The sequence below is a fragment of the Tolypothrix tenuis PCC 7101 genome, assembly GCF_963874875.1.
GTDB classification, from domain to species: domain Bacteria; phylum Cyanobacteriota; class Cyanobacteriia; order Cyanobacteriales; family Nostocaceae; genus Aulosira; species Aulosira tenue.
Genome location: NZ_CAWNJS010000001.1, coordinates 3099708 through 3111682, shown reverse-complemented (window position 1 = coordinate 3111682; position 11975 = coordinate 3099708). Strand labels below are relative to the sequence as shown.

Sequence of the window (11975 nt, the reverse complement as noted above, 5' to 3'; positions counted from 1 at the left end):
TGGGCATTGGGCATTGGGCATTGGGCATTGGGCATTGGGCATTGGGCATTGGGCATTGGGCATTGGGCATTGGGCATTGGGCATTGGGCATTGGGCATTGGTAATGGGTAAAATAATTTCCCCCCTTGTCTCCCTGCCCCCTGCCCCCCTGCCTTTTCCTAGTCCCCAATCCCCAATCCTAAATTTCCCCAATAATCTCCGGCTGAGTCAGTTCATCGGACATTTCAATAATTGCCCGGAGTACTGGTTTCATCATTGCATCTTCTGCACTTTCAAAATCTTCATAACGGCGGCGCTTGGCACGGTTTGCCACCTGAACTGTAATGCGGTACCGATTTGAGGCTGCACTAATCAAATCCTCAGCACGGTGCATAATCTGAGACTGGGTTGTCTCGAACTTGGAACGCTTAAGCATAGTCAGTGGTTTTTGGGGTGATCTGAAGTCTGAAGGTAGAAGTATGAAGTATGAAATGCAACTTTTTCATCCTTTACCTTTTATCCTTCATCCTTTGTATGTCATTCCCCAGTTTAGCAGTACTGATTAATCTGCTGTAGGGTATGGAATGGTTGCTTACCTCTCTCTTGATAGAGGCTGAGAGCGTTTTGGTCATTTTATAAGTAAGTTATAAAACTAAGTTAATAAAGTAACAAAACCTCATGGCGGATCTTCTAGAAACTGCGATTAATGCAGGAAATTTCAAAACTTTGGTAAAGGCTGTTGACGCTGCGGGACTCACGGAAGTTCTCAAAAGTCCTGGGTCTTTAACAATTTTTGCACCAACTGACGATGCCTTTGCTAAACTGCCAGAGGGAACTTTAGACGCGCTACTGCAAGATATCCCCAAACTGAAAAAAATTGTGACCTATCATGTAGCTTCCGGGGATGTTAGGTCTGATGACTTGGTACAAATTGAAGAAGCAGAAACTTTTGAGGGTTCAATTTTAGCCATTGAATCAGATCATGGTGCAATTAAAGTCAATGATGCCCATGTTCTGCAAACTGATATTTTGGCAGACAATGGCGTGATTCATGTGATTGATGCGGTGTTAATCCCTGCAATGGTTGCTGGCGGGACGAGTTCCTAATTGTAACCAAAAAGCGATCGCACTTTCACCACCCACAACACCCAAAACGCGATCGCACTTTTCACTCACACGTGTCAACTTAAGCTAAAAGCTATATACGGCGCGTGTTGTACAAATACCTCGCGCCCTCATCCCCTAACCCCTTCTCCCGCAGGAGAAGGGGAACTAAATCTCTTGCTCCCCTCTTCCTGTGGGAGAGGGGCTGGGGGTGAGGGCAAAACTTTGCAACCAAGAGGGTTTCACGTTAAGTTGACACCACTGCAACAATCAAAAAAGCGATCGCACTTTTCACCAATCACCACACCCAAAAAAGCGATCGCACTTTTCACTCATACGTGTCAACTTAAGCTAAAAGCTATATACGGCGCGTGTTGTACAAATACCTCGCGCCCTCATCCCCTAACCCCTTCTCCCGCAGGAGAAGGGGAAATAAATCTCTTGCTCCCCTCTCCTGGTGGGAGAGGGGCTGGGGGTGAGGGCAAAACTTTGCAAACAAGAGGGTTTCACGTTAAGTTGACACCACCCACAACACCCAAAAACGCGATCGCACTTTTCACCAATCACCACACCCAAAAAAGCGATCGCACTTTTCACTCACACGTGTCAACTTAAGCTAAAAGCTATATACGGCGAGTGTTGTACAAATACCTCGCGCCCTCATCCCCTAACCCCTTCTCCCGCAGGAGAAGGGGAAATAAATCTCTTGCTCCCCTCTCCTGCTGGGAGAGGGGCTGGGGGTGAGGGCAAAACTTTGCAACCAAGAGGGTTTCACGTTAAGTTGACACCACTGCAACACCCAAAAATGCGATCGCACTTTTTACCACCCACAACACCCAAAACGCGATCGCACTTTTCACCACCCACAACACCAAAAAGCGATCACACTTTCCATAATTTTAAATTGGTATTGTATTTATCGTCGTCAACATCGTGTTGATCGTCATCAATATCGTATTTATCGTCGTCAAAATCGTTTTGATCGTCATCAACATCGTATTTATCGTCGTCAATATCGTTTTGATCGTCATCAACATCGTTTTATCGTCGTCAAAATCGTTTTGATCGTCGTCAACATCGTATTTATCGTCATCAATATCGTTTTGATCGTCATCAAAATCGTTTTGATCGTCATCAATATCGTTTTGATCGTCATCAATATCGTTTTGACGAGTTTCTCAGGCTTAACCCAACTTACAATGAATGCGATCGCACTCCTACCAATTTTTAATTCCCCCTACCCCTGCTTAATAATCGCACAAATGTATCAAAGTCCCCCTTTTTAAGGGGGATTTAGGGGGATCTAAATATGTGCAACTTCACATTAAAATTCGTATCACGCAAAAACACCAAAAGCGATCGCACCCCCTAAAAAACACCACAAGCGATCGCACTCCCCAAAAAATATCACAAGCGATCGCCCTTCATCCCAAACCGCCAACTTTTCTATTTCCTCTATACTCTCTTAATTACGAATTACGAATTACGAATTACGAACTACGAATTACGAATTACGAATTACAAATTATCACACAGATGCCTGTCGCTCTCACTCAAATTCACATTCGGATTCTTTAAATAAAGTTGCAACCACCTACAACCCCGCACCAACAACTCATCTAAATTTTCCACAGGCCACAACCGCGCCGTCCCGTCTAATGATGCGGTGGCGATGGTTTTGCCATCGGGGCTGAAACTCACACTTAAGACACTGCGTCCCAAGATGCGGTGGCGATGGTTTTGCCGTCCGGGCTGAAACTCACACCCCAGACACTGTCCTGATGCCCAATGAATTCTTGTAACAGTTGCCCTTGCAAGTTCCACAACCGCGCTGTTTTGTCCGAAGATGCGGTGGCGATAGTTTTGCCGTCCGGGCTGAAACTCACACTTAAGACACTGTCCTGATGCCCTTGAAACTGGTTGCGTTCTTTAATATTGCTCAGAATGCTATGTAAAGCATAAATCGGGCTAAAAGCTGGGTATTTTTCTAGCGGGCGATTATCTTTAACAATATTTTTCAACTCTTTACCACTGTGCATTGCCGACACCAGGGATTCTAACGCGGCATATTCAAATTGTCTTAAGGCATTAGCCCCCGCCCGTTCTAAGTTTGTTCCTTGCAATGCTTCTTTTTGTGCGGCTTCTGCGGCAATTTTGGCGCTTTGTGCTTGTGTCAGGCTTGCTTGTGCTTGCTTCAAAGTGTCATCAGCCTGTCTAGCTTTTAATTCTGCTTCTTTTTGTCGTATGTCTGCCAGTCTTACTTTTTCTTCCGCAGCTTTTACATTTCGATTGGCCTTTTTAATTCTCTCTTCTGCTTGGGCGTTTCTCTCTTGTAATGTTGCTGCTTCTTGGTTTACCTTATCTAAATCTGCTTGAGCTTTTAACAAGTTTTGCTTTGCTTGTTGCGTCTCCTGTTTTGCTAATTTTGATTCATCTGCTGCGGCTTGTTTAGTTTTTAGCGCTTCTTGATAGTTTTTCTGTAAATCTTTTTGCTTATTTTCTAAGTCTTGCGCTTTTTTTTGGTTTTCTCTCAGTTGGTTTTCTGCTTGTCGCTTTTGTCGATCAACCTGCTTTAAATCGGTCTTCGCTGCTAGCATTTGTGCAACAGAATCTTGCTTTTCTTTGTTAGCAATATTTGCCTCGCTAATTTTATTAATTGCATACAAGGCAGATAAACTCGCCGCTAATAATAAAACTATTGCCAAACCAGAACTCAAAGCTAATCTATTCCGCCCTTGCTTAATCTTCTGTTCCGCTTCTCTATTAGCATCAGCTAATATTTTTTTAGCTGCTTGTTCCCGTTGTAAATTCTCTTCTGCTTGCAAACGCTGCTCACGTTCCTTCGCCAATTCTTCTAATAAATCATTTCCCTGCATCTGGCGAATCAAATCAACTAAATAATCATGTACTAATTGATAACGTTCCGCCGGAGATTCTTGTACAAGCAATACCAAACCAGATTTAACAAAAATCTCCAACACCAAATCTAATTCCTCATCTGATGCTGGTAAATTTGCAGCCAACTCATCCTTAGTTTTTAGCGGTCTTGTGCCATTTTCATCAGTTAATAAATATAAAACTAATCTCGCAACACTTTCATTAACAGCACCACAATCTTTAATTACCTCCTCTAAAAATCGCTCAACTAATTTTTCTTTTGTCCCCGCCTGACGATACCTTTCTAAACTCGTTATTTTCTCAGTTTGCAATTGCGCCCCCACAATTTGCAACTCAATTGGGCGTACCTCCCCAATCTCCCCTGCCAAATCTTTCACCAATTGATCAATCAAATTCGGCTCTAAATAAAAATGTGTCCTCTCCGTCAAACTCTGAATGACCGTCTTCGCGTCATCGCTTGAAAAATTACCCAAATAATAACGAATATTTTTATCCAGAATATTATTATTAATAACTGTTAAATCAAATAATCTATCTAATTCCAATAAATAATGTAAATAATCTTCCCGCAAAGACAAAATCACCTTCACAAAAGGTATATTTAAGCAATCTCGCAGAAAATCATAAAACGGTCGCCTTTTACCTTGGTCTTGATAAACAAAGAAAAACTCTTCAAACTGGTCAAAAATTAAAACCGTTAATAAATTCCGTCCTTCATTATGCCGCAACTGCGCTAATATCTCAGCCGCAGAATTAAGAGATATTCCCCCCAACCTCTCAATACTTTCTACTAAACTCCTACCTAACATCCCCACCCAATCTGTATAACTTCGCAACAAAATAGGTAAAGCATCTCGCTCACCAATTGGTTTTTCTTGCAAAGCTGGGATTAATCCCCCTTGTAAAATTGAACTTTTCCCCACTCCCGACTGTCCATGAATTACAGTCAATTTATATTCATTTCTGCTCACTCTTTCCCGTAACCGCCGCACATCTTGAACTCGGCTAGAAACAGCAATTTCTTGAGCAATGGTTTCTGTATTTTCTGCTGGTATTTGTGCTGGGTTAATAGCCTGTCGCTGCGGGTTAAGATAAGATGCACCCACAAAAGCCCGAAACCCATATTGCTGTTCAATTTGTAATCGCTCTTGCTTAAGATGAAAAGCATCTAAATATCTAGCTTGCTCAAAATAAAGTAAACGCAACTTCTCTAAAATCGATATATATAATTGCGGGTTATACTGCGGCTGAGTTTCCGTTTTTGCTAACTCCAAGCTATCAATTGCACCTGCAATATCACCTAAACCCTGTTGCGAACCAGCCAATATAAACCGATATAACCCCGCCTCCTTGTAAAATTCGGCGAAAGGGGAAGGGGTAAGGGGGAAAGGTTTTGTATTTTCCCCTTCCCCTTTAACCTTTTCCCTTTCTCCATCTCCTGCAAACAGCGCTTTTGCCAGATTTATATTGACAACATTAGAATTATTGCCAAATTCGGGGAAAGGGGAAGGGTAAAGGGGGAAAGGTTTTGTATTTTCCCCTTCCCCTTTAACCTTTTCCCTTTCTCCATCTCCTGCAAATAGCACTTTTGAATTTGCAAGAGTTATATTGACAAAGGCTGGAAATTGCTCCCCATTCCTCGCCATGACATTTAATATTTCTGCCAAGCTAGCTAAAACATCCAGCGCTTGTTGTGCAAAATGCTGCGCCTCATCCCAACGCGATTTTTGTAACGCCACCTCAGCCAAAAAGCCATAATCTTGAGCTATTTGTAACGGCGTACCATTATTTTCATGCAGAATTAAAGCTTGTTCCGCCAGTCCTTGTAAATCACTCCAAGCTTGTAAACTACGCAGCACTTCACCCAATTTACTAATATATTCAGCAATTAAATCTGGCTTTTGTGCTTGCTCAAAAATTACAATAGCTTGCTGAAGATAATTCCTCGCTTCTTGCCAATATCCTTGATTATCTACCTGCTGAATATTCGCCAGACGTTGATAAGCTAAAGCAATATGAGCTAATAATATTCCATAGCGTTCTAAATTATTACTGCCTCGCCAAAACCCCAAACTTTCTTGATAGTGTGATAAAGCTTCATCTATCCGGTCATGTAAATAATCATCATACCCCAACACAAATTCTAGACTAGCTATAATTGCCGCATCTAAAACTTGCCCCCGGCTTTGCAAATCTTGACGCGCCGTTGTTAATTCCCCACAAATTTGCGAACTTGGTTTAACATCACCTGCAAAAATTTCATCAGTCTTTCGTTGCAGAAACTCTATTAAATTATGGGTACTATTATTAAAATTAATTGTCGTTGCCCAATTATCCAAATCTGCTGCCAAGCGAATCATCTTTTGCAGCACTTGGTCATTAATCCACAATAAAATCGGAAACGGAAAATTCTTTCTAAACTCCTCCCGCACCTGATTAGCCGCAGTCAGAACCGTATCAATATCCTTCACCAACTCCAAACCAAAAATCATCAAAGCTGGTGGCTGTTCATCTCCCAACTCCGCCTTAATAGCACTGTAAAGCGTTTTCACCGATGCAGGTAAAGTGATTTCCTTAATTTCCACCGTCGATAATTCATGGATACGTTGCACCATCTGCTGACGCAAAGCCCCATAATTACAGCGCAATAATATCAGCGAAAATTCACCTTGAGAAAGCCTAATTGCCCTTACCAGAGTTTGCAACGAACTTTCATTATCAGCACCTAAATTTTCTGCTTCTTCATGAGTCACTTTCCTGTGCCCCAAATTCCAAATTTCAACAATGAAAATAAAATAATTGTAGGGTGTGTTAGGCGCACATGGCGAGATAATTTGTCATCAAAACGATAATTTCAGCGCCTAATACCGATTGTTTATGAAGCTGCATAGAATTCGATCCCCCCTAGCCCCCCTTGAAAAAGGGGGGAACCGGAAAAATCTATCAAATCCCCCCTTAATAAGGTAGTAAAACTTCTCAAAGTCCCCCTTTTTAAGGGGGATTTAGGGGGATCTAGATATTTGCAACTTCACATTAAATGGTTATAACGCACCGCCAATATATCGGGTTAGCGGTGCATAATCCTGCGGTATAAAACAACAATTCACGTTCTTGGGTGGGGTTGGTGGTGCGTTAGCCTTCGGCGTAACACACCCTACCAAATTTATCTATTGGATTAGCGATGCATAATCCTGCGGTATAAAACAACAATTCACATTCTTGGGTGGGGTTGGCGGTGCGTTAGCCTGCGGCGTAACACACCCTACCAAATTTAATATTGGGTTAGCGCTGCATAATCTATAAAACATCTTTCCCATGCCCCATGCCCCATGCCCTATGCCCAAATTGTCATAATTGAAATTCCTTCGCCTCCGTCAAAATCGGATTAATATCAAACCAAGAACCATCCTCATCTCGATATTCAAATACAAACATACTGCGGAGTAAAAGGTCATATTTTTCATGACCTCTAAAAATTTTATCTTGCGCCACCTCCCGCAACAATTCCCACTCATCTGGTGTAATCGCTAAACTTAACTCATTGCGACGTTGTTTAATCACACCTTCCACACATTCAGCAGAAATCGGCGGATCTTCTCTTTGCAAACAGCGAAATAATAACATCAATAAATTCCGCAGATGTCCGCCGCTAACTTGGCAAATTCTCGCTAAACTATCAGGATTGGCAAACACCAAATTAATTAAATCTTTGCTTTGTTCCCAACTTACCCCAGGAAAAGCCCTCACCATAATCATCTGTTTTAATAATGTCATTCCTCGGTCAAATTCCGCCGCATCCCGTAACTGTACAGGAACCATCGGTAACACCTTGGGATCGACACCAAAGCGATTAGTTAACCTACCCAAAGCATTAGAAAATACTAACACTAAAGGAATGGTATAAATAACGTGACAATTTAACTGATTTAACTGTTCACCACGTTCCACAAATAGATATTCTGGCTGATAATAACCCGATGGCTTCACAGAATTATCAACTCTATCAAGATTATCGACAATTACCACTAAACCCTTTTTACCTTTCTCCTTTAATTTATCTCGCGCTGGCTTGAGTAATTCTTGATTAATTGAGTCCAAAATTCCATTGGTGCGTGGTTCTAAATATTGCCGCAATTGCCCGCGCAGTTTCGGGCTATCTTTAGTTTTAGTAGTAATTTCCGCAATTCCTACCGATAGTTTCACCTCCGAAAGTTCTATCGGCGTGAGTAATAAATCAGTCAGTTCTTGAAATAATTTTTGAAAATATCCCGGTTTAATATTAATTTTAATTGCTTCCAAACTTTGGCTAACTTCCCGCGCAATAGCCAACAAAATATCTGTAACATCCACATCCGCCATATCCAGGCTTTGGCTAGACTCAAAATAAACCACATGAAAATCTTGCTGTTCTAACTCCGCCTTTAACCGCAGTAATTCTGTAGACTTCCCACAACCAATATGTCCGGTAAATAATTGACAGGTGGGTGTTTCCGGTGACAAGCGCGTGATAGTCCGCCCCAATTCTTCAATAATCTTCGCACCCCGGACTGGAGAAAAATCAATATAATATTGCCGATCCTCTGGTTTACTAATCGCCAGCGTCTTGCTAGGGTTACAAGCCTGAAAAAACCTTGTTAAATCCAATTTCATGACGAATTCCCCAATTTCAGCCCGATGAAACGGTCTATGAGAGTGATTATGACAGAATCTTATACAAATTCAAAATTCAAAATTCAAAATTCAAAATTAATAAATCAATATGTGACAAAGGTTTTTTAATTTGTAACTGTTGATGAATTTTCGATAATTGGTATCACTAATATTGTTTGTGGAAAGGGGAAAGGGTAAGTTGGATGTATGCTTATGGGATTTAGCGCTACATCATACAAAAAAGGTGCGTTGCGCTACGCGACAACACACCCTACAAAATTCAATTACGAATTACGAATTACGAATTAATTCCTTATTCCCAATCATGAAATTCATCATTGGTATTTCGCAATAGAGAACTAATTTGAGCGCGGCGAGTTTCAAAGTTAGCCGCAATGGAAATTAGCACAATTCCCACGAATAAGCCGACAACCCATTTTAAAAACGGATAACGCAAACTGAAAATTACTAATTGGTAAATACTAGTAATTAAAAATCCGGCTGTACCAACGTAGAGAAATGCGCGTATTCGGAAACCTAAGCCGGCGAAAATTGTAATTAGGCTGAAGATTCCTGGTATTAAGGCGGTATCTTGATTAAAGATAATTGCCCAACCACAAATTAACCCACTTCCTAACATTCTTAAACTGTGGCGCGCATCTTTATATTCTATTCGCCGGAATAGAGGATCTATTTGAGCAATATACAGTATTGATAATCCAATGATTGTGACATACCACAAAGCATCATTTAAATTTAAGTCAGAAAACCAGCGAAATAATGCCCAATTTATCAACGCTACACTGATATATGTAAACCGAATGTTGCTGCCAACTATCGCTAGGAAAACATAAAAACCAGCTGTAATAACTAAAGTAATTGGGTAAACATTTAAGTAGGTTTCCGCTAAAATTACCAAAGGTATAATGTACGCCGCCCGTTGCCAAGGTCTTTTAGACCATCCCCAATTCTCCCAGGGTAATATATACAGGAAGTAGGCAATTACGCAAGCGATCGCACCTTTCCAAGGTACTAATGGCCCTGCTAACAGTTGTCCAATTGCGGTTTCACGCCAGTAAATTCTAATGGCGGCTACTTCTAATAATCCCAGGTAAACCCACATCTCAGCTATGGTGATGTCACCCAGAATCCGCCGAGCAGATATTTGCCGTCCTTCAAAAATGGCATACTGAATCAAGACGATGCCTGTGCCTAATCCTACCAGGCGATTGACGACGATAGGCGCACCAATTGCTGCAATTAATAAACAACTACTCCAAACCCAGTGTAAATGGGCAATACTTTTAATTTGTTGACGCGTCAGGTGTAAGTAATTTCCTAACCATGGTGATAAAAGATGATATGCGTACATGAGACTAGTACCCAGCGCCGCCATCGCAATTAAGCCATCGCCATAACCGCCGCCTTTCGCCAGTGACATCTGATAAAACAGCAGTTCATAGGCGGAAATGGAAACACCAATAATTCCCAAATACAGCAGAGGTTTGAAGTTTTCGCTGCGTCGCCCGACACCAATGACAATTAAAGCGACACCAAGAGAACACAAGCCTGTCCAATCTTCAAAGGTATCTAAGCGTAACAGTACACTTAAAGCAGCATACATCAAGGGCAGAAGATGCAGACTAACTTTGAGATTCTCTCCTTGATAGCGTCGTCGCCACCATTCCCCTAACAATTGGGTGATTAAACCTAAAGCGATATTTGCGATCGCCATATTAATAATAGAACGTCCCCAAAAGCCGAGTAATTCCGCAATCAATAATTCTACACACCAACCAATCCCATAGAATCCCCAGTTTGTTGGTTCCCGCCAACTGCGATAGGTAATGGCTATTAAGGTGATGGTAATAGCTGCTAAATAGAAAACTCCAGGCGTATTAATTCGTTGATAAACGCTCAGGGAATGTACGGTAAGTAAAAATAATTCTAAAACAGAAAATGCGATCGCCCATTTATCCCCAGCATTCGCATACATGGTTGCTAAGGGCTGATTTTGGCGAAGTAAAACAGTCCGCCCTAACCATAAACCTAAAATTGCGATCGCACCCACAAAAAACCAACCTGCAAGGCTAAGATGTGGTACTCCTGGTATACCTTCCCACAACAGCACACCGATAAAACTCAGCCCAAAGCCGATATTTATCCCGGTGGAGATTTCATATTGCAGATAGCGGGTATTTGCAAACATCAACACCGCCGCCACAGCCAACCCAACTAAGCGCGTTCCGGGTAGTTGTAAAGTGAGTAACTGAGCAATTCCTAAACCCAAAATACTCAAGCCACTACTAATTCTGCGGCGTGTTCCACTGGTGCGGCTAGCAATTCCTGTGAGAGTTAAAGGTGTAACTAGCCAAATAACTCCCCAATGATGATAACTTTGAACTACACCCAACCAAGATGATTCTGCATTTGCCCAAAATAAAACATAACTGACAAAAGCTAGAGCTAATCCAATATGCCATGCACTTTGTCGCCAGCGTCCATCACCGAGACTAAATCCCCATTCTGCTACCATCACAACTAATAAAATAGTTGCCCAAACTTCTCTACCTAAACTTGGTAACAGCCAATCAATGATTGAGCAAAGTGTAAATACTCCCATGACGTGAGTGAGGTAAATCAAGGGAGAAAAAGCCCTGATTTCTGACTCTCGCTGTAAACGTTGCTTGGTAACGAAACCCAACGTCATCGTTGAGCATAGCAAATTGAGCGATCGCAATACCGGATTAAATAAAGTCAGCGTTGTTAAACCAGTCCCTAAAATCAGCGTCAGCGCATCCCCAAATTGTGCCAATTCCCGCTTTTGGCGACGATAAAAACCTTCCGTCAGCGCCACCATAAATAGCAGGTAGGGAAAGTAAACCACACCCAGCAACGCCCAAGGTTCATTTTGAGAATTAGTAAGTTGCGTACCAAATGCGATCGCTGATTGTTGTATACCCGCAGGTAATAATCGCCAAGCCAGCCAAATTGTCTGTAAGCCAATAATAAAAACTGCGGCTAAGTCACCCTGTAAGCTATATCTCTGCAATCTGCTACCGACAAACTGCAAACCCAAGCCACTCACAGCTATTGCTTGCCAAGGATAATTAATTACCGCCACTAACCAACCGAGTAATAGTAGCACGCTGCCGAGTTGTTGCCAGATGAGGTGGGGTTGGGGATTGGGGATTGGGGAACTCGGGGCCCCCTCTGGGGATAAGGGGTAATGGTGATTGGGGAACTCGGGGCCCCCTCTGGGGATAAGGGGTAATGGGGATTGGTGATTGGTGATTGGGGAATTACTTTCTCCTTGTCCCCCTGCCCCCTGCCCCCTGCCTCCT

8 protein-coding genes are annotated in these 11975 nt (G+C 42.1%); 3 read left to right on the top strand and 5 right to left on the bottom strand.

The features are described 5' to 3' along the window. Positions 1-178: 178 nt before the first annotated feature. Positions 179-415 (bottom strand): DNA-directed RNA polymerase subunit omega, encoded by a 237-nt coding sequence (locus AACU25_RS12675; RefSeq protein WP_042341339.1) that lies wholly within the window; start codon positions 413-415, stop codon positions 179-181. A gap of 242 nt (positions 416-657) precedes the next feature. Between AACU25_RS12675 and AACU25_RS12670 the strand changes: the two genes are divergently transcribed. The 3 genes from AACU25_RS12670 (at position 658) to AACU25_RS12660 (ending at position 2661) form a co-directional block, all read left to right on the top strand. Further along, positions 658-1086 carry a fasciclin domain-containing protein gene (locus AACU25_RS12670; protein ID WP_096576093.1) on the top strand — a complete coding sequence of 143 codons (429 nt, stop codon included), beginning with the start codon at positions 658-660 and terminating at the stop codon, positions 1084-1086. Positions 1087-1308: 222 nt separating this feature from the next. Continuing rightward, positions 1309-1698: a hypothetical protein gene (locus tag AACU25_RS12665; RefSeq protein WP_339382023.1), complete on the top strand. Its 390-nt coding sequence runs from the start codon at positions 1309-1311 to the stop codon at positions 1696-1698. A gap of 696 nt (positions 1699-2394) precedes the next feature. Beyond that, positions 2395-2661, top strand: coding sequence for a hypothetical protein (locus AACU25_RS12660; RefSeq protein ID WP_190446054.1), 267 nt, complete (start codon positions 2395-2397; stop codon positions 2659-2661). Here AACU25_RS12660 and AACU25_RS36920 read toward each other — a convergent pair. From AACU25_RS36920 to AACU25_RS12645, 4 genes are all read right to left on the bottom strand, one after another. After that, positions 2602-2784: a hypothetical protein gene (locus AACU25_RS36920; protein WP_422641104.1), complete on the bottom strand. Its 183-nt coding sequence runs from the start codon at positions 2782-2784 to the stop codon at positions 2602-2604. The genes AACU25_RS12660 and AACU25_RS36920 overlap by 60 nt on opposite strands. A gap of 2 nt (positions 2785-2786) precedes the next feature. Next, the gene (locus tag AACU25_RS12655; protein ID WP_339382022.1) at positions 2787-6734 is read right to left on the bottom strand and encodes an nSTAND1 domain-containing NTPase; all 3948 of its coding nucleotides are present in this window, start codon (positions 6732-6734) and stop codon (positions 2787-2789) included. A gap of 595 nt (positions 6735-7329) precedes the next feature. Further along, positions 7330-8631, bottom strand: coding sequence for a P-loop NTPase fold protein (locus AACU25_RS12650; RefSeq protein WP_096576090.1), 1302 nt, complete (start codon positions 8629-8631; stop codon positions 7330-7332). Between the two features lie 313 nt (positions 8632-8944). Further along, positions 8945-11975: DUF2157 domain-containing protein (locus tag AACU25_RS12645; RefSeq protein ID WP_339382021.1), on the bottom strand; the 3031-nt coding region annotated here is incomplete at its 5' end.

What these genes read in the sequence shown, in the direction of transcription:
- AACU25_RS12675 (WP_042341339.1), bottom strand. Translation starts at nt 415, where the DNA reads ATGCTTAAGCGTTCCAAGTTCGAGACAACCCAGTCTCAGATTATGCAC.
- AACU25_RS12670 (WP_096576093.1), top strand. Translation starts at nt 658, where the DNA reads ATGGCGGATCTTCTAGAAACTGCGATTAATGCAGGAAATTTCAAAACT.
- AACU25_RS12650 (WP_096576090.1), bottom strand. Translation starts at nt 8,631, where the DNA reads ATGAAATTGGATTTAACAAGGTTTTTTCAGGCTTGTAACCCTAGCAAG.